We start from the raw sequence: 20,112 nt of genomic DNA on the forward strand, positions 1-20,112 counted from the left end.
CCATGGAAGCGATCTCGGGCCTCATGACCGGATTTGGCGTCATCCTGACGCCGAGCAATTTGATGCTCTGTCTGCTGGGCAGCTTTGTTGGCACGATGATCGGCGTTCTGCCAGGCATAGGTCCGCTGGCTGCGCTGGCACTGCTCCTCCCCGTCACGTTCTCCCTGCCGCCTGTTGCAGGCGTCGTGATGCTCGCCGCGATTTTTTATGGCGCCATGTATGGCGGCTCGACCACGTCGATCCTGCTTAACATTCCAGGGGAAGCCGCATCGGTGGTTACCTGCCGCGACGGCTATCAGATGGCCAAGCAGGGTCGTGCCGGCGCCGCGCTGGGCGTCGCAGCCTTCGGCTCGTTCGTTGCCGGTACGCTCAGCGTGATCGCGCTAACATTCTTTGCGCCCATATTGGGCACTATAGCGTTGCGCTTCGGGCCGCCCGAGAACGTCGCGCTTATGCTGCTCGGCCTCGTCTGCACACTTTATATGATCAGCGGCTCGACGTTGAAGGGGCTGACGATGATCGCGCTTGGCGTCCTGCTGGCGATGATCGGCATCGACGTCGTCAATGGCCAAGAGCGATTCACCTTTGGCTCCATCAATCTTTCCGGTGGGCTTGATCTGCTTGCAATCGTCATTGGTTTGTTCGGCGTCTCGGAGATTTTGACCAACGTCGAGAAGATCACAAAAAACACTCTACTCGCCGAAAAAATAAAAGGGCTATTCCCGACCCGAGAAGATTGGAAAGCGTCGTTCGCGCCGATGTTGCGGGGCAGCGGGCTCGGCTTCCTGCTCGGTATCGTGCCCGGTGGGGGCCCGATCACGGCATCGTTCATTTCCTATGCGGTCGAGCAACGTCTTGCAAAGGATCCAAGCCGCTTTGGCAAGGGCGCCATCGAGGGCGTGGCCGGGCCTGAAGCGGCAAACAACGCCGCTGTCGGTGGCGGCATGATCCCAGTTCTCTCGCTGGGTATCCCCGGCACGCCAGTCACGGCGCTTCTGCTTGGTGCGCTTGTCATCCAGGGGATCCAGCCCGGCCCACTGTTCATGCAGCAGCGCCCGGATTTGTTCTGGGGGATCATTGCCAGCATGTATATCGGCAACGTCTTCCTGTTGATCCTAAACTTACCGCTGGTGGGTCTATGGGTTCAGTTGCTGCGCGTGCCCTATCGTGTGCTGTTCCCAATCGTTCTGATGCTGTCGGTCGTCGGAACCTATTCGGCAAACAAGAACGTTTTCGATCTCTGGGTGATGCTGTTCTTCGGCATCTCAGGTTATGTTTTGCGTAAGCTCGAATACGATCTTGCACCATTTCTCATCGCCTTCGTGCTCGCCCCCTTGCTCGAGCAGTCGCTGCGCCAGTCGCTGGTGATGTCGCCTGACGGAATCATGATCATGATCCAAAGGCCCATCGCTGCCGGACTCATCGCCATCTGCTTTGTTCTCGTGGCGTTGATGATCAAAAGAGGCCTGAAGCCTCGCAAAACGGGAGGAATTCTTGATGAAGTTCATCAGTAAAGGCATAGCGTTCGCCGCGGCGCTCGGCTTGTCGGCTGTTGCCGGACAGGTTCTGGCGCAAGGTACCAACGCTGATCTTGTCAAAAGCAAGCCGGCTAATTTCCCGACGCAGCCGATCGAGATGACGGTGGTGTATCCTGCCGGCGGCGGTGCAGATCTGACGGCTCGCCTCCTCGGCAAGACGATGGAGCAGATCTCGGGCAGCCGTGTCCTCGTCAATAACCGGACAGGCGGCGCCGGCATGGTCGGCCACGCCTGGCTGGCAACCCAGGCGCCTGCTGACGGTTATGCCATCGGCATGCTGGTCAATCTGGTCTGGGGCGACTCGATGCTGCGTTCGCAGGGTCGCTGGACACACACCGATCTCGAGCCGGTCGGTTATCTCAACAGCGATCCAATGGTCTGGTTCGTCACGAGCGATGGCCCATTCAAAGGAGCGACGATCAAGCAGATCGTCGAAGCTGCCAAAGAAAAGCCTGGCACGATCCGAGTTGCGACGGTGCCCGGTAGCATGTGGGACTACAATATCGAGCAGGTAGAGGCGAACACCGGCGCCAAATTCCTCCGCGTTCCCTTCCAAAGCGGTGGCGCGGGCGTTGTCGGTCTGCTCGGCAATAATGTTGACGTTGCCCTTGGATTTTACGCGGAGGCGAAGCCGCATATGGATGCCGGCAAGGTTCGCGGTGTTGGCGTCGCGGCCGAAGAGCGGCTCGCTCATCTCAAGGATGTCCCGACCTTGAACGAGGGACTCGGTGCCAAGGACTATCTTTGGACACTGGTCCGTTTCGTTGTTGTCCCAAAAGCAACGCCGGCTGATCGCAAGGCCTATCTGGGCGCGATGGTGAAGGCGGCAATGAAAGAGCAAAGCCTGCGTGATGAATACGCCAAGCTCGGCGTCTATTTCGATCCCGCACTCGAAAAGGCTACCAATATCGCTGAGGCTTTGAATGCCGAGGCTGAGCGTGAGCGCGCCTTCTACATAAAGACAGGCCGGCTGAAGCCCTGATCTGATCGGTTCGAACCTCCCGGGGGCGTGATCCTCGGGAGGGCATCCTTCTGAAAACGTGGAGCCAGTTGTGACCACATCCCTTTCTTGCGACGCCCTGAAGGCGTCGCTCGCCTGCGGGCTGCTCGGTTTCCCGCTGACTGACTTTGCGGCCGATGACAGTTTTGCGGCCCAGCCATTCGGTGACCGCGTTCGCTTCCTGGGAGCCCAAGGTTGCGCGGCCTTGTTTGTCGCAAGCGCGGCTGGTGAATTCTTTTCTTTAACCCGCGACGAATACGCAGCCTTGATTGAAACAGCAGTTGCTGCCCGCCCCGAAGGCGTCCCGGTTCTCGGTGCGGCAGGCGGATCGACAAGAGATGCGATCGAGCAAATCCGCCTTGCCGAGCGGGCCGGCGCTGATGGCATCCTGTTGCTGCCGCCCTATCTGGCGGAGGTATCTCAGGATGGCTTGTTTGCTCATATTTCGGCTATCTGCCGGAGCACCTCGCTTGGTGTCATCGTCTACAGCCGGGCTAACGGTCGCGTTCGACCACCCACGTTAGCGAAACTAGCTGACCAATGCCCCAACCTCATCGCGTTGAAGGACGGCGTCGGCGATGCCGAGGATCTCTGGACGATGCGGACAGCATTGTCCGGGCGGCTGGTCTTTCTAAACGGAATGCCAACGGCGGAAATCTACGCACCGTCTTATCGCGCTATGGGCGTACCGACCTATTCCTCCGCTGTTTATAATTTCGCACCTAGTGCGGCGATGGCGTTTTTCAACGCTGTGCAGGCGGGCGATGCTGCCCTGACCGATGAGATGATGCGGGCATTTTTCCTGCCCTATGGCCGCATCCGTTCGCGTCAACCGGGCTATGCCGTCAGCATCGTCAAGGCGGGTGTCGATATCGCCGGTCGTTCTGCCGGCCGCGTGCGCCCGCCGCTCTCCAGTCTCACCTCCGAAGAATACGACGAACTTGCCCCGCTGATCGGCGCGCTCCAGACGTTTGAGAAAGCCAGCTATGTCGTCATCAAGTGAGGTACGGATCGTCACGGCTTCGTCCAGCGCTCAAGCAACGGAAAGCTGCCGCGGCCAGGTCCTGATTTCCGGGTCATATGGCGGCGAATACAACGCTTTCCACGCCGGCAAATGGGGCCTTCGCGGCGTCGTCCTGAATGATGCAGGCGTCGGCGCCCAGCGCGCGGGCGTCAATGGACTTGACTACCTCGACCGTATCGGAATGCCCGCTGCGACTGCCGACGCTATGAGCTGCCACATCGCCGATGGCGATCACATGCTGGCTCATGGCCGCATCAGCTACGTCAATGCAGCAGCAAAGGCGCTTGGCTGCCTGGTCGGACAGAGTGTGCGGGAATGCGCGGAACGGATGACCAGGGGGAAGCCGATCGAGCAAGAACTTCCGGCCATTTCAGGTGGTAAGCGCTATCTGATGCGAGAGGGCTTGGGAGAGCCGAAAGTGATTTGCCTCGACGCCGCTCCGATGCTCGAGGATAGCGATAGTGGCGCCATCGTCATCACGGGCTCCCATGCCGCACTGTTCCGTGGACAACCCGACGACGTAATCAGGCAGCAGCTTCACGCCGTCTTCTTCAACGATGCAGGTGTGGGGCTTGATCAAGCAGGCATCAGACGCCTGCCCGAACTCGACAAACGCGCAATTCCAGCCGGGGCCGTCGAAGCTATGAGCGCGCCGATCGGCAATGCACGTGCAATTTACAGCGACGGTATCCTTTCCCACGTCAATGCGACGGCAAGGGGGCTTGGCGCTGCTCCTGGACAAGCGCTCGCAAGCTTCATCGATAATCTCTTGGCGCGAGCCCGATCGCAGGGCGTGCAATGAGAGCGCAAAATGCGCTCAATATCGGTGACCTGCATCGCCTCGCGCGGCGGCGGCTTCCTCGAATATTGTTCGACTGTATTGAATCAGGAACCGAAGGCGAAACCGCGCTTGCTGCAAACGAAGCAAGCTTTGGCCATTACCGCTTGATGCCCCGCCATCTTGTCGACGTTGGACGGCGCGAGCCCGGTCTGTCGCTCTTCGGCCGACACTATGGACAGCCATTTGGTATCGGACCGACGGGCTTCGCGGGTCTCTTCCGTCCGGGCGCAGACATGACGTTGGCCCGGACTGCCAAATCCTCCAACATCCCCTTTGTCCTGTCAGGCGCTAGCGTAGCATCACCGGAGATAGTTGCGGCCGAAGCTTCAGGGCGCCTCTGGTACCATCTCTATGCCGCAAAGGATGCGAAGATTTCAGCCGATTTGATGCGGCGCATTGCGGATGCCGGTGTCGAGGTGCTCGTGCTGACCGTGGACAATCCCGTTCCGGCCAAGCGTGAGCGCGATATCCGAAACGGTTTTGCTCTTCCGCTAAAATTGAAGCCCGCGATCTTACTTGAAGCGCTGACCCATCCTGCCTGGATTGTTGACTATTTCCGCAGTGGCGGCTTGCCGACAATGGGAAGTTGGCAGCGTTATGCGCCGGCAGGAGCTAATCCTGCCAAGGTAGGACAGTTCTTCAGGACCCAAAGTCCATCGATCCAAACCTGGGAAGACCTCAAACGTTTTCGCCAACAATGGCAGGGGCGACTCGTTTTGAAAGGGATCCAGCATCCCGAGGATGCGGCCAGGGCCCGTGCCGAAGGTGTTGATGGGATCATTGTCTCCAATCACGGTGGCAAAGCCTATGACATGCTGCCGATCCCGCTGTTTTCGCTGGCAGCGATAAAAGCTGCAGTCGGGAAATCCATGCCGGTGATGTTCGACGGCGGAATTAGGCGCGGCTCGGACATTCTGATCGCACGAGCGCTCGGCGCGGATTTCGTTTTTGTAGGTCGGGCAACGCTGTATGGCGTCGTCGCGGGCGGGCAAGTGGGTGCCGATCGGGCAGTTTCCATATTGGCCGATGAGGTCGATCGCGGGCTAGCGATGATCGGATGCCCGTCGATAGCCGACCTCGACATAAACTGGCTGACTCCTGCTCTTCCAAGCTTATCTGATAGGCCGCTTCCCGCTTAAATTCAGGATTCAATTCAATGAATGACCGAGTCAGCGCGCCTGATCTGAATGGAGATTTGATCCGTGGTCTCCTCGACACAGCGGTCGCAGCGGCAGCCCGTATGGGCGTTGCTGTTTCGATTGCCGTCGTCGATACCGGTGGACACCTTGCCGGATTTCTTCGGATGGAAGGCGTGCACACTGCGACCGTCGATGTCGCGCAAGCCAAGGCGCGATCTGCAGCTGCCTTCCGGCGCCCGACACGAGTCTTCGCGCAGCAACTTGCCGAAGGAAATTCGACACTTCTAGCTGTGCCGGGATGCGTTCCCTTATTTGGTGGGGTCCCACTCGTACGATCAAACCGAATGGTCGGTGCCATAGGCATCAGCGGTGCGAGCCCTGACGATGACGATGCAATCGCGAATACGATCTATGATCAATTTCACAAGACCTTCTCGCTCGACATCTAACTTTGAGGCTCCATATGCCCTATCTGATCATCGCCGAAGATGCCGCGGATCAAGCAAAATTGCGAGCTAGAGCTCGTCCTGAGCATCTTGCTTACCTTGAAACCAATCTCGAAAAGCTTATTGCGGCTGGCGCACGATTGACCGACGATGGCCTGACGGCAATCGGCAGTATGTATATAATAGATACCGATATCCGCGAAGATGCCGAGCATTTTATCCAGAATGATCCGTATATGCGCCAAGGATTGTTTTCTGTTGTAACAGTGACGCGCTGGCGCAAAGGTTTCTTAAATCACGAAAGCTTTGTTAGTCGATCTTAATTATATGAGGCAATGTATCCGCAAGCCGGCACCGCAATTGTCCAGGTGGGTAGACGGGTCGCTGGGAGCGAAGCATAAGTTTTATTGGCTTGATAGCTCGCTGGATGCGCACTGTATCTTCTACGCTTCAAACCCGACCTGCGCATGCATGTTATCGGTACCCCCAGTGGCACTATCTGTCGGGTATGGCTCGAGTCAGGCGATATCGTTGGCTTTAGGCTCGCTTCGGCGAGCTACAACCAATCTATGCGGCACCCCGGAACTGGTCAGTGTTTTACGTATTCACTGGACGTTAGCTCAGGTAGTGGATGACGGTTCATGGGCACGCAACGCGGTAATGCCCAACTCTTATGGATGCAGCGGCGAAGGTCGTTTTGGATGATCATCGATGCGAACCGCAACGTGGCCAGCCTCTCTCGTTATGCGATGAAAGAGAGAGTGGCGGCATAGCCGCCCTCTCCTCCTACATCAGCGCTTGCTGTCTGGTGTCCGCTTGACCGGAACCCAGGTCGAACCGAGCGTCGTTGTCGGCGGCAACCGAGTGTGGTCGGGCACCGTCGTGTAGTTGTCGCGCTCACCGCCTCGCGGCCCTACTTCGCGGAAAACACCGCCGGTATTGCCACTGTCTGTCAACGGCGGTCGGATTCCAGGCCAGCGGGGCGGAGCAAAACCAGGCCAGTGGCGGCGCAGGAGACGATATGCAAAGGGCCCCGATCGGGGCCCTTTGCATAGCTTCTGCGCAGCCGCAAAGGCTGCCGGCGAAACCTGATCGTCGAAGCGCGCCCCGATCCGCGCCAGCATGCGCACCCGCACCCAATCGAGAAAGCCCTGCAGGCAATAAGCCATGAGTAGCAGCAGCGAGATCCCGATTAGTGTCAGCAGACTGCGCGAGCTCAGCACCCGATCATAAACCTGGAGCATGTAAAACGAGCCCGAAAGCATCAGGACGTTGATGATACCGGAGAAGACGCCGACGACCGCGAAGGCTGGGCGGGTCAGGCCGGCAGCCAATATCACCAATCGCTGGCGCACATGATGGTGAGAACGCGAGACGTGACGCGTGGATCAGCGGGATTTTCGGAGCCGGCCGTCATGTCACGGTTGTAATAGTCGATTTTGAAAAACAGCTTCTCGCCGGCGAGGGTGAAAGCCCCGAAATCATGCTCTCCGAAAGGGTCATTGGCTTCGTTGAACTCTCCATAGCATCGGACCTGCGAAATGATTTCAGCTTGCGATGCTCGCCCCAGCGCGGTGACGGCCGCGGTCATGACAACGGTACCGCCTAAAAAAGTTTGGCGGAACGCGTCGTTCAGCGCACGGACAGTGGCTGTGCTGGCTTCGGGCGATGGTGGCGTATCGTTCATGTTATGTTCCTTTGATGAGAAGCGACGAAGAGCCGAGCAAGCAGGATTGGGTTGCCGCTTTTGCTGTGGAGAACGAACCCGTCGGTTGGAAACAGGCGCTGGGATAGGCGGCGCTGGCCTTGCCAAAGGTGGGCAGCATCAACGCCACTCGAGGCCAAGGGACTTCGATCGATCTGCGACGGGAGCAGGCGCCTGAAGTGCGAGGCCGCCACGATGGGCGCACCTTTTAGAGCAGCTGAAGCACCGGCAATGCCGTGGCGCTGCCAATAGCCTTCGCGGCCAGGGCGATCGAACTCATGGATGGCGACGAGCCCTAGATCGGGCGGAAACGCTCTCAACATGGCAAGCCAGCGGCGCAAGTGATCGTCGCGCTCGCCAGGTTTGAGAGCCCGAATCCGCCCTGCCCTGTCGGCAATCAATCGAAGCGCCTGCAGGTCGACGAACTCGCGGCCATGGAGAGCCCGAACAGCAAACGCGTCGTAGCAGGCAAGCAGCAGCGCACGCTGACCTTGGCGCAAGGTCACGATGCGACCGGGATCGTCTGCATCCTGAAAAGATGCCCAGTAGCGAGGCGCGTCGCCATTGGTCTCATCTCGAACCGGGAAGGCCTTCCGGGCTAAGCCGGTCATGGCTCCGCCTTGCCAGGCAGCGACGAGTTGATCGCCACCACGTTTTCCGCTGAGCGGCTCGCTGTCGATGCCTATGACCAGCGTTACACCAGGCCACACTTCATCCAGCAGTCGTGAACCTGCGGCCCCGGCTAGGCCTGAATCGTCCAGCGCAAGGATTGCCTTGCGCTCGGCTTGTGGCTTTGTGCCAATTGCTTGTGCGATCCGAAAGAAGCCGCCTGGAAGCAGGACGGCATCGACGTCTCCCCAATCGGTTCGCTCTGAAAAGGCCTCGACCAGATAATCGAGGAGCATGACCCGATGCGTCATCTTATGCAGCGGAAACTGATAGCGCCCGCGAACGCTGACGGTCACGATGCGGCTTGTTATTGTGACGAACTGCTGATCAGGCAGCCGGCCGCGTTCACGATCAAAGACCATGTTAAAAAACTCGCGTATTGTGGGTATGAGCAGATCAGCGTCGGACGACGGTCAGACGGCGCTGCAGATTAGAGAGCCATCAGAGACGGCGACGTACGCCACCGTCGAAGGCGTGGCTGATGAACCGACAGTCTTTAGCTTCGCCGGTGCTAGGCCTAACGTACTTCTATGAAATAGCGGCCCCGCGCGCGATCGATCCAACGGAAGTTCGCCGACATGGATCGTGCGCCTTCGTTGGTGAGAACCTGATACACACACACTCCACGCATCATCTCGTTCATCTGTTCACGGATTCGAACATCTGCCGCCGTCTCATCATTCCGTCGCGGCACGGCATTCTCGGCCGCTGTCATCCCATTCAAAACTTCGAGCGCTTTGAAGCCTTGCATTTGCGCCGCTGGTCCAGAGTTTAGCGTCTGCTTGACGGCCTGCTTCATCTCGACGCTGTCACAGATTGGAAAGTCGTTTTCATCGAGCGGCAGGGTTTGAGCTTGGGCAACATTGATCCAGCCCCAGCCCAGTAAGAGCACCAACATAGCCGACATGAACGCCTTATGGCCGTGCGGCATGACCCCGCCACGGAAGCGGCCGACTTCCCCTGTCCAGACCACAATCAAAAATATCGCGGCAAGTACGGAGGCAATCAGCAGCTCAACCTTCGAGAGAAGGACGATCGTCGCCATCCAAATGAACACGAACCAAAAGCGCCGGAACCAGCGCAGCTTTGGTCCCGTAAGGACACCGGCCTGTGAGGTGGGCTGCTCATTCATCATCGTTCTCCTTTTTTGAAGCATAAACGCTGTAGTCATAAACACGTCAAGACTCAGATATGCGCGGGTGAAACGCGACCGCATCAGCCCCTTACGAGAAACTCTGGCCTCAAACGTCAGACGGCTGCGGGCTGAACGAGGAATGAGCCAGGAGGAGCTTGCGGCGCGCTCCGAACTGCATCGCACCAATGTCAGCAAGCTCGAGCGCTCACTTCATGCGCTCTCGATCGACAATCTGTATTGGGTGGCAAAGGCCCTCGGTGTCGGGCCTGAGCACCTACTGAGGGACCGGAGCAGCTGGCCAGAAGACGCTGTCGATAAGCCCAGCGGCTCCCGCCGCTCAAATTAGCCCGACTAGCCTACGCTGGGCATCAGTGTCGCCATCAATGTAGCGTTGGGTCGTCTCAATCGACCGATGACCGGCAAGCAATTGAACATCACGAAGCGAGGCGCCCGCCTTATGGGCCTTGCGAGCGGCGGCGGTGACGAAGCTGCGACGTCCAGAATGTGAAGAGCAGCCATCCAGTCCAACTTGCCGATACAAAGCCGTGAACCAGTTGACGATGCTGTTGGCGCGCATCGGACCGTTGCGAAAGGAGCGGACCACAGGCTCGCCGGGCTTACGCCACTCGCTGAGAAGATCGCTTTGCAGGCGCTTCAGAGCTAACCGAAGCCGCGGATGCATCGGAATGCGCCGGCCACTTGCGTATTTGCTGATCGCAGATTCTATGCAGATCAGATCGGCGATGCGGCCATCGGGCCGCAACACCATGCTCCATCGCAGCCCTGCAATCTCGCTGGCCCTGAGGCCCGCAAAAATCGAGAGCAGGATTGTCACTTCGTCACGCGACGGCCAGCTGCCGCGTTGTGCCTCCACCAAGACACGGCGCAGCATCGCTGGCGACAGCGTCTTCGCTTGTCGGCCGAGCATAATAATTCCTTCGATATGGGAGATTGTGGGCGCGGCGCTCGGGCAAAAGCGCTGCGCCTATAATAGGATATTATACCTATATTATTTTGTCAAGAAGCATGAGCAGGTCGTGGCTCAGACTACGAAACAACACGATTCTTCATTCGGGGCTGAGCTCAGCGTGGATCACCACAACTCGCCCCCAGACCGCGTAACACAACAGCTGCTCTCGACAGAGTGCTCTTGTTTGTGGGCTGATTTGTGGATCCAGATTCTCGCCGGATAGTTAGGCAAGCAAAATCAATATCTTAAGAATGGCAATGGCGGACAGGGAGGGATTCGAACTCGAAAAATATATCAATATTTTCATACACTTAATCTAAGTATGACGCACAAATTGTTATACGTTATGTTACGCAATATTTTGTATCTTACAGCGCTCTTTCGTGACCAATGTGCATGGGAGCCGAGGCCGGAAGCACCCGTTTATACCGTTGAAACGCCGTCCAATAGAGCGCTTCCGGTCCATTTTCTAACTGGGCCGATCGAACTGCGGCCTCTCATGCCGTCTTGAGTTCCGGCCAGCGGGTTAGCTTTCGTTGCGGCAAAACCCTGCGTATCGATGTCATGGGGAAGGCTGACAAGTTTCACTTGCGTCATCGAAACGAGATATTTTATCTCGTTCGCCTAACGTGTCGCTGAACTCTGCTGATAGCCGAGATGGCCTGCATGATTACGAGCTCGACCCCAACTGCCAGCCGCGTTACCGTCCTCGTCGTCGAGGATGAGCCACTGATCCGCATGAATGCCGTCTCGATGATCGAGGACGCCGGTTTCGAAGTGATTGAAGCCGTCAACGCCGATGACGCCATCGTGCTGCTGGAAACGCGGCCCGAGATTTCGATCGTCTTTACCGATATCGAGATGCCGGGGTCGATGGATGGCTTGAAGCTCGCCCACGCAATACGCCATCGCTGGCCCCCCGTGGTGCTGATCATCGCGTCGGGACGCGTCACGCCTCGCGCTAATGAGATGCCGACCGACACGGTGTTTCTCCGCAAGCCCTACAGCGAGGCCATGGTCGGCCAGGCTCTGCGCAAGGCGGCGTAGATAGCGCTATCCGCGGGACTCCGAATAATCTAGCGTTGCTGCAGCCGGGTTCTCGAGACGGGGATTCGTGATGCCTGCAATAAGATCAAAATCTAAGAAGCAGGTCGCCGCAGAAGGCGAGGTCGAGAGCTTTCGCGAAGACTTGGGACCATTAGTGATTGCTGCCGAGACCACGCGGATGGCGATGGTCTTCACGGACGCCAAGGCGCCCGAGAACCCCATTATTTTTGCCAATGACAGCTTTCTCGGCCTGACCGGCTACGACCGCGCCGAGGTCCTTGGGCAGCGATTTGACGAAATGATGGCGTACGGAGCCACGCCGGAAGTGCTCGGGGATCTTGCAGCCGTCTTCGACGGAGCAGATGAAGGCAGCGTTGAAGTCTGCTATCGTCGCAAAGACGATAGCGTCTTCTGGACCGATCTGTTCATCAGCCCCGTGCGCGACGAGCGCAGCAACATCGTCCAGCATTTCATCTCGTTCGTCGATCTGACGCGGCACAAGCTCGAACAGGAGCAATCGCGGATGCTCATCGACGAGTTGAACCATCGCGTGAAGAACACGCTCTCCACGGTTCAGTCGATCGTGACGGAAGCCCTGCGCCCGCCTTCATCACTCGAAAACATCAAGGAATCGATCAGCTCCCGCATCTTCGCCCTATCTCGGTCGCACGACCTCCTGAGCGCGAGGAACTGGGAAGGGACCGGATTGCACGATCTCCTCGATGCCGCCCTTGAGCCCTTTGGCGTCGCCAACGGTCGCAAGGAACGTTTCGTGATTACAGGCGACAACATCAGTGTCCCGCCGAAGGTGGCCCTGGCGCTGGGAATCGCGTTCCACGAGCTCGCGACGAACGCGGTGAAATATGGTGCCTTCTCGAATGAGGCCGGCTCAATCCTGATCACCTGGGCGATCGCAGAGAAATCAGATGGAGACCGGCTCATTATTCGCTGGGAGGAGAAGGACGGGCCGCCCGTGTCGCCGCCAACCCGGAAGGGGTTCGGCTCGCAGGTGATCAAGCGAGGCCTGGCTCACGAACTCGAAGGCACCGTGGATCTGGAATATCTGTCTGGTGGCGTTGCGTGCACGATCGACATTCCCGCACCGCAAGGACCGCAATGACCGATCGCATCCTGGCCGGACTAAACATCCTCGTGGTGGAGGACGAGATGATGCTGCTCATGATGATCGAAGGCATGCTTGCGGACATGGGCTGCGAGACGGTAAGCGCCGCAGCGACCGTCAAGCAGGCCCTCGTGCTTGTCGAAACGCAAACCTTCGATGTCGCGATGCTCGACCTGAACCTTAACGGCGACAGGACCTATCCCGTCGCAACCGCGTTGGCCTCGCGCGGCGTGCCATTCCTGTTCTCGACCGGCTATGGCGCCGAAGGTGTGATCGAGGGTTACCAGGACCGCCCGGTGCTGAAGAAGCCGTATCAGTTCGAGGAACTGGTCTCGGCGATGCGGGCACTCATTCCACCGGATCGATCGTTGCCAAGAGCAGCCTAACTGAAAACGTATTTGGCGCCGGCAGAGTTCTCAAAAGTACGCGTTGCTGAAACCGTACTATTTTGGCTCTGATGAACAATACCCGCGCGAATTTTTTCCTTGAACGATTTTGCAAATAATCAGGTATTCTACAAAATTAATGATTCGTTAACGAAGCCTGCGTGCAACCGAAAGGTGCGAGATGGGCCGGCCTCTGAAAATTGCAAATCCGAGTAGGCGCCCGCAGCCGAGCCCTGTCGCAGGTGTCGAAAGGCATCAGGCCATTTGGGACAAGTTCGTATTCGACACGCTCGTAGGCCACGTTGGCGTCGATAAAATGGAAGCTTCGCTACGAATGTTTTCAGCTTCGTTGGGACAGAAAATCTCTCTGCTGGAGGACAGCGAAATCGGCGTCCCTGGTCAACGCTTTCAGATCCATGATCTGGCGTCAGTGAGCGGTTTTCTTGGATTCCAATGCCTTTTTGATGCTTGTTCTCAGCTTCTTGGGAAAAAGAGATCTCACGTGCGGTGCCGGAGGGCAGTGATGTCGGAAATCCAAAAAGCTCTGGACGAACTAACGCTTTATTTAGCCGAATGTGCTTAAGGACCGAAGTGTGACCCACCTCAACTGTCCTCTAAACCATTCAAGTTATGAGCTTATCTTCTTCGGAAGAGGCGTCAAGACTGGCGCCGATCGTGACCCCTCTACGAACGGTAATATGCCATTAAAATCAATGAGGTATAGGCAGAATTCGTAGGGTCAATCTTCGGCGCCTACTCACAGCCATGGGTGAAACGGTCAAATGCCTTCAACGAGATGTGGCAAAGCTCGGTGGCTAGACGCTCAATCGCCATTCGATCGTCTCTGACCGGGCAACTAATGCTTGCCGCTTCAAACAGGAGCGCTTATCTGGAATTCAATCCCGATTTGTGGGAATTCTTTGCGAAGGTGTCCAAATGATCATCGATTGCCATGCTCATGTCAGCGCCCCTCAGCAGCTCTGGGCCTATCGTGCCTTGCTCTTGGCGCACCAGGGCTGGCACGCCAAGGGCAAGGTCGAGGTCACCGACGACGAGATCCGGCATGCTCTCGAGATCCCGGAGATCTCGGCCAAGGGGCATTTCGATCTGCTCAGGGAACACGGCACGCATGTCCAGTTCGTCTCGCCGCGCCCTTTCCACCTCATGCACAACGAGAAGCCGGAAAAGCTGATCCACTGGTTCACCGAGGAGTGTCACGACATCATCGCGCGGCAATGCGCGCTGTATCCCGACAAGTTTCTCGGCGTCTGCTTTCTGCCGCAATGCTCTGGCTCGCCGATCGAGAACGCGCTGTCGGAGCTCGAACGCTGCATCGAACGGCTCGGCTTCGTCGGCTGCCTGTTCAACCCCGACCCTTACGAGAACTCCGGCAACGAGGCACCGCCTTTGGGCGACCGCTACTGGTATCCGCTCTGGGAGAAGCTGTGCGAGCTCGATGTGCCGGGCATCGTCCACGCCACCACCTCGCGCTCGCAGCGCGCCGATTACAGCGTCCACCTGATCAACGAGGAAAACATCGCGATCATGGGGCTGTTGAACTCGACGGTTTTCCAGGATTTCCCGACGCTCAAGATCGTCGTGCCCCATGGGGGCGGTGCTGTGCCCTATCAGCTCGGCCGGTTCGACGCCGCCTCGCTGCGGACCAAGGGCAATGTCCGCTTCCGCGACAAGCTGCGCTGGCTGCACTACGATACGGTACTCTACACCAAGGAGGCCATCGAGTTCCTCATCCGGACGGTCGGCGTTGATCGCTGCATCTTCGGCACGGAACTTCCCGGCGTAGGCTCGGTCGTTGATCCCGAGACCGGCAAGCAGATGGACGACCTTAAACCCTATATCGACGCTTTCGACTGGCTGAGCCCGAGCGAAAAGCGCGATATCTTCGAGGGCAACGCTCGCAAGGTCTTCCGTATTCCCGAAGGCCGGCTGCCGCCGATGGAAGCCTGAGCGCGACCTGATGAAGGGGTTCGCGCGACCGGGTGGCATCGTCTTTGATTGCGACGGCGTGCTGATCGACTCCAATCGCGTCAAGGGCGCCGCATTCCGTGCGGCCCTCGCCGGCGAGTCCGAGCCGGGGATCGCGCGTTTCTTCGCGGATTTTCACGCCTGGCCTGGGCAGACGCGATTTGCGCTCTTCGCCCGCTATTTTCGCGATAGCGCCGGTTACGCGGATTGGGAACGGCGGGTTACCCGGAGTAGCGAGGGCTTCGCCACGACGATGCAGGAGGTGCTCACGGCCTGCCAGCCGCTGCCTGGCATCGATCGTTATCTCGACTGGCTGACGAGCGAGGGCGTCCCTTGCGCCGTGGTCTCGGCCGCGCAGAAAGCCGATCTCGACCGCGTCGTCGTGGCACGCGGCTGGTCGCGGCATTTCGTCAGGATCTGCGGAGCCGAGCGCGGCAAGCCGGCGGAGATCGAGGCGCTGCTCGCCGACGGCCTGCTCAAGCGTCCATTGCTCTATTTCGGCGACACGATCGTCGACATGGAGGCCGCCGAAGCCGTCGGAGCGCGCTTCTGCTTCGTGTCTTCCGCCAGCGAGTGGACGGATGGGGCGGCGCGCTGCGGCGAGCGCGGCCATGCCGTCATCGCGGATTTCGAGGCCGCGCCACGATGGTGAGCCGGCAAGGGAGGAGTATCGCATGATGGATTATCGTTCCGCTTTCGATTTCTCGGGCAAGCGGGTGCTCGTCATCGGCGCGAGCCGCGGCGGCATCGGCGCCGCCATCGCCGACGGCTTTTCGCAATGTGGCGCGCGGGTTTCGATCACCGGCGTCGAGCCTGAGCCGATCGAGGTCGATCGCGGCCGCTTCGCCTATGCCAGCCTCGACGTCGCCGATGGCGCGGCGGTGAGCGCCTTCGCAGACGGGTTTGGCGGGCTAGATGTGCTCGTCAACTGCGCCGGCATGGCCAGGCGCAACGACGAATATGATCCCGATATGTTCGGGCGGGTTATGGCCGTCAATCTCCATGGCTATTTCCATCTCGCCAACGCCTTTCGCGACAGCCTTTCGGCTTCGCGCGGCGCGATCGTCGCGATCGCCTCGATGTATGCGCAGTTCGGCAGCCCGCGCGTGCCGGCCTATGGCGCGAGTAAGGCCGGCGTCGCCCAGTTGACGCGTTCGCTGGCGATCGAGTTCGCCCCGCTGGGCATCCGTGTCAATGCCATTTCCCCCGGCTTCATCGTCACCGAGCAGACGGCCAAATCCCGCGCCGACGCGACACATTACCAACGCGTACTCGACCGAACGCCGTCAGGCCGCTGGGGCGAGCCCCATGACATCGTGGGACCTGCGCTGTTCCTCGCCTCGCCGGCCGCAGCCTTCGTCACCGGCGCCAATCTGGCGGCCGATGGCGGCTATACCGCCGTCTGAGGCAAGGCATGGCAATCGGGCTTGGCATCATCTCCGACGATTTCACCGGCGGCCTGATGGTCGCGAGCTGGCTAGAGCGGGCCGGTATCGCGTGTCCCTATATCGTCGACCCCGACGCGCTCGACGATCTCGGCGACGCGGAGGCCGCGATCGTCGCGACGCGCGCCCGCTTCCTGCCTCCGCAAGAAGCAACCGCGCTCGTCGCCGAGCTCAGCGAACGGCTCGATGCGCTGCGGACGCGGCAGGTCTTCTACAAATACTGCGCCACCTTCGATTCCACCGACAAGGGCAATATCGGCCCCTGCGCCGATCTGCTGATGGCGAAATACGGGCTCGACCGGATGCTGTTCTGTCCGGGCTTTCCGGATTTCCGCATCTTCGTCCATGAAGGCTACATGTTCTATAAGGACCGACTGATTTCGGAATCGATCAAGCGCTTCGATCCGATCACGCCGATGAACGATCCCGACATGGCGCGCGTGCTGCAGCGCCAGACGGCGCGCCGGGTCGGGCTGCTGCCGCATCACATCCTGCATCAGGGCTTTGCTGCAGCGCGGGACTGGCTTGACGCGCAAGTGGCTGCCGGCATCTCATGCTTCATCACTGACTCTGTCGACAATGATGATGTCCGGCGGGCAGCAGAACTCTCGCTGGATTGGCCGGCGATGACCGGCGGCGACGGCATCGCGATCGCGCTGGCTACGCTGTGGCGCGAGCGCAGGCCGAACGACGCGGGAGCGCCGCTGCGCCCGCAGCTTTGCTCGGCAGAGGGCCTGGGAGCGATCCTGGCCGGAAGCTGCGGACCGGCGACGCTGGACCAGCTCGACCATTTTAGCCTGACCGGCCCTCTACTGCGGATCGACCTTCGCAGGGCGGAATCAGGCGGGGCGGAGGTCGGGGCCGCGCTTGCATGGGCTGCTCCTCACCTTGCCGCCGGCCGCGACATCGCAATCACGACGGCGGCCGGTCCAGATGAGGTCAGCGAGGCTCAGGCCCGTTTCGGGGTCATGGGCGCGGCCCGCCTGGCGGAGACGGTCCTTGCCGGGATCGCCACGGGGCTCCATCGGCGGGGCGTCCGCCGCTTCGTCGTCGCAGGCGGCGAGACGTCGGGCGCCGTCGTCGCGGCGCTCGGGGTCCGGCAGATGCAGGTCGCGCCTTTCGACGCGCTCGGAGCTGGTTCCTGCATCAGCATCGACGGGCCGCCGGGATCATTCTTTCTGAAGCCTGGCAAGATCGGGGAGGTCGATGTGTTCGGGCGGGCTTTGGCAAAGCTCGGCAGTCAGGTCTGGCGCTGAGCTGCCGTCAGGCGGCCGGCGCGACCGCGTCCAGCAGGCTTGCGAATGCCAGCATACCGGGATCGTCAAGGCCGACGCTTTTCTCCGCAAACATGCGCGCCCGGCCGATCCGGTTGGGACGCTGCCGGAAGCTGTCGAGGCAGTTCGAAGCAGCAGCAGAAGCCCGGCGCGCGATTTCTGCTGGCTCGTCGCGCCGCTTGATCGCGCCCGCCACCGCATCGAGGATGTCGATCACGGTCTTGTCACCAAGCGCCGCCCCTCCGCGCGTCAGCATGGTGTCGCGCACCGTCTCCAGCAGGTCGCCGAGTTCGGCGTAGGGGATGTCGGTTCGCCCCTTGGTCGCCTTGGCGAGGGTCAGCATCGAGACCGTGACCAGCGTGCCGAGACTGGAGCCGGTCGCGCTCGAACAGGCCATCGCGACAGCGCGGAACGCCACCCCAAGATCCGTCTCGGCGTCCGGCACGGCCGCCGCGATCGTCTCGAACAGCCGGCGCAGCATCACGCCGGTGTCGCCGTCTCCGAGCTGGCCGTCGGCCCTGTTGAGCTCGTCCTCGACGAGCACTGCCCGCGCGGCGGCGCGTTTGGCGGCTTGGGCAAGCATCGCAACCGTGATGCCCATCCTCATACCCTCCAGAACGGGCAGTCCGCCGGCGCGCCGAGCAGGGCTTCCAACTCGTCGTCGAGATGCAGCAGCGACACCGACATACCGGCCATCTCCATGGAGGTGACCATCGGCCCGACGAGTGGCCGCACGATGCTGAACCCGCGCTCGCTAAGCGTGGCGGCGATGCGGCGATAGACGATGAAGAGCTCTTCCAGCGGCGTCGCGCCCAGGCTGTTGACCAGCACGGAGACGCGCTTGGAGGCGCCCTCGACCGGGTCGGCTAGCAGCCGGTCGAGCATCTCGTCGGCAAGCGCATCGGCGGATTTGAGCCTGTCGCGCCAGATGCCGGGCTCGCCATGGATGCCCATGCCGAGTTCGATCTCGTCCGGGCCCAGCGTGAAGGTCGGGCCGGCGGCGCCCGGAATCTGGCATGGCGCCAGCGCGACGCCGATGGTGCGGCAGCGCGAGACGGCGCGCTGCGCCAGCGCCGTGACGGCGTCGAGATCAAGGTCTTTCCCGGCGGCCGCACCGGCGATCTTGTAGGCATAGACGATGCCGGCGACGCCACGGCGCTTATGCGCCTCGTCGGGGCCAGCGCTGGCGATGTCGTCGGTGCCGAGAACGGTCGTGGTCTGGATGCCGTCTTCCTCCAGGAGCTCGCCCGCGAGGTCGAAGTTCATTCGGTCGCCACCATAGTTTCCGTAGAGCCGCAGCACGCCGCGCCCACTATCGGCGGCCTTGATCGCGGCCTGGCAGGCATCGACCGAGGGGCCGGCGAAAACGTCGCCAATGGCGCAGGCGTCGAGCAGGCCGCGCCCGACATAGCCGGTGAACAGCGGCAGATGCCCTGACCCGCCGCCGGAAACGACGCCGACGCGGCCCTGGCGTGGCGCATGGGCGGCCCGGACGACGCGGCCGCTGCGGATCAGCGATGGGTGGGCCGCTACCAGTCCATCGAGCATCTCGTCGACGAAACGGTCGGGCGCGTTCATGATCTTTTTCATGCGCTTTGGCTCCCTGGTGTCCTGTTCGGCTCTACGGCCGTTTCTCCGCGACGGGGACTGAGCCGGCGGAAGCCGGAGACGATTATCAGATGGAATTGCATTCCGCAATCCGGGAAGATATTTGGCGAGGAAGGAGGGTCAGGTCGCAAGCTTGGGCAATCATAGGCTTGACGAACCCCGGCAATCTAATTCCTATATGCGGGATATAAATCCAAATAACGGACGACAGGCAATGATCGTCCGGCGGGAGGCACAATGACGATTCAGGATGCGCGCCAACGCGAAACCGCGACCGCAGCTCCGGTTGTCATGCAGCCGAGGCGCCCTGGCCTGTTGTGCTTCGACCGGATAGCGGCGTTGGCTTTGCTCACTCTTGCCACCGTGATCTTCATCGAGTCGCGAGGCTGGCCGAAGGCGGTCGATGTTGCCGGCGATCCGACTTTGGTCGCGCGCGCGCTCGCGATGCTGATGCTGCCGATCGCGGCTATCCTGTTCTTGCGGCCGGGCCTGGCCGACGATGCCACGGGTGAGCCCGGCAAGGTGCTGCTCGCCGTCGCGATCATGGCCGCCTTTGGCGCGGCGATGCCTTGGCTCGGCCTGCCGCTGACCGGCGTGTTCGCGCTGCTCGCCCTCCAGCGCCTGAACGGCGTCGGCTGGCAACGCGCCATCGTAGCGGCCGTCATCGTGATGACGCTGATCTGGGGCTCCTTCGTGACGCTCCTGCATGTGCCGCTGCCGGCGGGAACGATCTGGACCTCCCTTACGGCGGCCTTTGGCCTCTGAGCGACGGAGCT

Annotated in this window: 24 protein-coding genes; 16 read left to right on the plus strand and 8 right to left on the minus strand. The window is 60.3% G+C overall.

Translation table 11 applies throughout. The features are described from left to right. Positions 1 to 2: 2 nt before the first annotated feature. The 3 genes from AXW83_RS15390 (at position 3) to AXW83_RS15400 (ending at position 3,541) form a co-directional block, all read left to right on the plus strand. Complete coding sequence (locus tag AXW83_RS15390) at positions 3 to 1,514, plus strand: tripartite tricarboxylate transporter permease (protein WP_066614953.1); 1,512 nt, start codon at positions 3 to 5, stop codon at positions 1,512 to 1,514. After that, entirely contained in the window at positions 1,498 to 2,520 is a 1,023-nt protein-coding gene (locus AXW83_RS15395; RefSeq protein ID WP_066614954.1) for a tripartite tricarboxylate transporter substrate binding protein, read from the plus strand. The genes AXW83_RS15390 and AXW83_RS15395 overlap by 17 nt, the downstream gene beginning before the upstream one ends. Before the next feature lie 70 nt (positions 2,521 to 2,590). After that, positions 2,591 to 3,541: a 5-dehydro-4-deoxyglucarate dehydratase gene (locus AXW83_RS15400; RefSeq protein ID WP_066614955.1), complete on the plus strand. Its 951-nt coding sequence runs from the start codon at positions 2,591 to 2,593 to the stop codon at positions 3,539 to 3,541. Positions 3,542 to 3,614: 73 nt separating this feature from the next. On the opposite strand, the gene AXW83_RS15405 is transcribed toward AXW83_RS15400, so the two are convergent. Next, a complete protein-coding gene (locus tag AXW83_RS15405; protein WP_066614956.1) occupies positions 3,615 to 3,809 on the minus strand; it encodes a hypothetical protein in 195 nt (64 codons plus the stop codon). Here AXW83_RS15405 and AXW83_RS15410 point away from each other — a divergent pair. The 4 genes from AXW83_RS15410 to AXW83_RS26615 are packed head-to-tail and all read left to right on the plus strand — an operon-like array spanning position 3,798 to position 6,311. After that, positions 3,798 to 4,364 carry a hypothetical protein gene (locus AXW83_RS15410; protein WP_066614957.1) on the plus strand — a complete coding sequence of 189 codons (567 nt, stop codon included), beginning with the start codon at positions 3,798 to 3,800 and terminating at the stop codon, positions 4,362 to 4,364. The two genes, AXW83_RS15405 and AXW83_RS15410, sit on opposite strands and share 12 nt — an antisense overlap. Beyond that, positions 4,361 to 5,542, plus strand: coding sequence for an alpha-hydroxy acid oxidase (locus AXW83_RS15415; RefSeq protein ID WP_082767160.1), 1,182 nt, complete (start codon positions 4,361 to 4,363; stop codon positions 5,540 to 5,542). Before AXW83_RS15410 ends, AXW83_RS15415 begins: the two co-directional genes overlap by 4 nt. A 17-nt stretch (positions 5,543 to 5,559) precedes the next feature. Next, entirely contained in the window at positions 5,560 to 5,991 is a 432-nt protein-coding gene (locus tag AXW83_RS26610; protein ID WP_082767161.1) for a GlcG/HbpS family heme-binding protein, read from the plus strand. 14 nt (positions 5,992 to 6,005) lie between these two features. Then, complete coding sequence (locus tag AXW83_RS26615; protein ID WP_082767162.1) at positions 6,006 to 6,311, plus strand: YciI family protein; 306 nt, start codon at positions 6,006 to 6,008, stop codon at positions 6,309 to 6,311. A gap of 468 nt (positions 6,312 to 6,779) precedes the next feature. On the opposite strand, the gene AXW83_RS27650 is transcribed toward AXW83_RS26615, so the two are convergent. The 4 genes from AXW83_RS27650 to AXW83_RS15445 form a co-directional block, all read right to left on the minus strand. Then, complete coding sequence (locus AXW83_RS27650; RefSeq protein ID WP_066614961.1) at positions 6,780 to 7,322, minus strand: hypothetical protein; 543 nt, start codon at positions 7,320 to 7,322, stop codon at positions 6,780 to 6,782. A gap of 2 nt (positions 7,323 to 7,324) precedes the next feature. Then, positions 7,325 to 7,675 carry a DUF3768 domain-containing protein gene (locus AXW83_RS15435; RefSeq protein WP_066614962.1) on the minus strand — a complete coding sequence of 117 codons (351 nt, stop codon included), beginning with the start codon at positions 7,673 to 7,675 and terminating at the stop codon, positions 7,325 to 7,327. Further along, positions 7,672 to 8,724 carry a hypothetical protein gene (locus AXW83_RS15440; RefSeq protein WP_066614963.1) on the minus strand — a complete coding sequence of 351 codons (1,053 nt, stop codon included), beginning with the start codon at positions 8,722 to 8,724 and terminating at the stop codon, positions 7,672 to 7,674. The genes AXW83_RS15435 and AXW83_RS15440 overlap by 4 nt, the downstream gene beginning before the upstream one ends. Positions 8,725 to 8,879: 155 nt before the next feature. Continuing rightward, positions 8,880 to 9,494 (minus strand): hypothetical protein, encoded by a 615-nt coding sequence (locus AXW83_RS15445; protein ID WP_156640088.1) that lies wholly within the window; start codon positions 9,492 to 9,494, stop codon positions 8,880 to 8,882. A 142-nt stretch (positions 9,495 to 9,636) separates the two neighbouring features. Here AXW83_RS15445 and AXW83_RS15450 point away from each other — a divergent pair, with 142 nt between their 5' ends. Next, the gene (locus AXW83_RS15450; RefSeq protein ID WP_236841682.1) at positions 9,637 to 9,843 is read left to right on the plus strand and encodes a helix-turn-helix domain-containing protein; all 207 of its coding nucleotides are present in this window, start codon (positions 9,637 to 9,639) and stop codon (positions 9,841 to 9,843) included. Here the strand turns inward: AXW83_RS15450 and AXW83_RS15455 are convergent. Further along, entirely contained in the window at positions 9,835 to 10,425 is a 591-nt protein-coding gene (locus tag AXW83_RS15455) for a tyrosine-type recombinase/integrase (RefSeq protein WP_066614966.1), read from the minus strand. The genes AXW83_RS15450 and AXW83_RS15455 overlap by 9 nt on opposite strands. Before the next feature lie 708 nt (positions 10,426 to 11,133). Between AXW83_RS15455 and AXW83_RS15460 the strand changes: the two genes are divergently transcribed. The 7 genes from AXW83_RS15460 to AXW83_RS15490 all read left to right on the plus strand — a co-directional run bounded on the left by AXW83_RS15460 (position 11,134) and on the right by AXW83_RS15490 (position 17,710). After that, positions 11,134 to 11,514 carry a response regulator gene (locus AXW83_RS15460; protein WP_066620567.1) on the plus strand — a complete coding sequence of 127 codons (381 nt, stop codon included), beginning with the start codon at positions 11,134 to 11,136 and terminating at the stop codon, positions 11,512 to 11,514. A 178-nt stretch (positions 11,515 to 11,692) separates the two neighbouring features. Next, the gene (locus tag AXW83_RS15465; RefSeq protein WP_236841683.1) at positions 11,693 to 12,634 is read left to right on the plus strand and encodes an HWE histidine kinase domain-containing protein; all 942 of its coding nucleotides are present in this window, start codon (positions 11,693 to 11,695) and stop codon (positions 12,632 to 12,634) included. After that, entirely contained in the window at positions 12,631 to 13,023 is a 393-nt protein-coding gene (locus tag AXW83_RS15470; protein WP_066614968.1) for a response regulator, read from the plus strand. The genes AXW83_RS15465 and AXW83_RS15470 overlap by 4 nt, the downstream gene beginning before the upstream one ends. 936 nt (positions 13,024 to 13,959) lie before the next feature. Further along, positions 13,960 to 14,991 (plus strand): amidohydrolase family protein, encoded by a 1,032-nt coding sequence (locus tag AXW83_RS15475; RefSeq protein WP_066614969.1) that lies wholly within the window; start codon positions 13,960 to 13,962, stop codon positions 14,989 to 14,991. Positions 14,992 to 15,001: 10 nt separating this feature from the next. Continuing rightward, positions 15,002 to 15,661: an HAD family hydrolase gene (locus AXW83_RS15480; protein WP_066614970.1), complete on the plus strand. Its 660-nt coding sequence runs from the start codon at positions 15,002 to 15,004 to the stop codon at positions 15,659 to 15,661. Between the two features lie 22 nt (positions 15,662 to 15,683). Then, positions 15,684 to 16,415, plus strand: coding sequence for an SDR family NAD(P)-dependent oxidoreductase (locus tag AXW83_RS15485; protein WP_066614971.1), 732 nt, complete (start codon positions 15,684 to 15,686; stop codon positions 16,413 to 16,415). Between the two features lie 8 nt (positions 16,416 to 16,423). Continuing rightward, complete coding sequence (locus AXW83_RS15490) at positions 16,424 to 17,710, plus strand: four-carbon acid sugar kinase family protein (protein ID WP_066614972.1); 1,287 nt, start codon at positions 16,424 to 16,426, stop codon at positions 17,708 to 17,710. A 7-nt stretch (positions 17,711 to 17,717) separates the two neighbouring features. Here AXW83_RS15490 and AXW83_RS15495 read toward each other — a convergent pair whose 3' ends face one another. Together AXW83_RS15495 and AXW83_RS15500 are read right to left on the minus strand one after the other, a co-directional pair. Then, positions 17,718 to 18,329, minus strand: a complete 612-nt coding sequence (locus tag AXW83_RS15495; protein WP_066614973.1) for a dihydroxyacetone kinase subunit L — start codon at positions 18,327 to 18,329, stop codon at positions 17,718 to 17,720. Between the two features lie 2 nt (positions 18,330 to 18,331). Then, positions 18,332 to 19,318: a dihydroxyacetone kinase subunit DhaK gene (locus AXW83_RS15500; protein WP_066614974.1), complete on the minus strand. Its 987-nt coding sequence runs from the start codon at positions 19,316 to 19,318 to the stop codon at positions 18,332 to 18,334. A 357-nt stretch (positions 19,319 to 19,675) separates the two neighbouring features. On the opposite strand from AXW83_RS15500, the gene AXW83_RS15505 reads away from it, so the two are divergent. Continuing rightward, positions 19,676 to 20,101, plus strand: a complete 426-nt coding sequence (locus tag AXW83_RS15505; RefSeq protein ID WP_168166103.1) for a tripartite tricarboxylate transporter TctB family protein — start codon at positions 19,676 to 19,678, stop codon at positions 20,099 to 20,101. The last annotated feature ends 11 nt before the right edge of the window (positions 20,102 to 20,112 follow it).

It is taken from the genome of Bosea sp. PAMC 26642 (genome assembly GCF_001562255.1).
Taxonomy (GTDB): Bacteria; Pseudomonadota; Alphaproteobacteria; order Rhizobiales; family Beijerinckiaceae; genus Allobosea.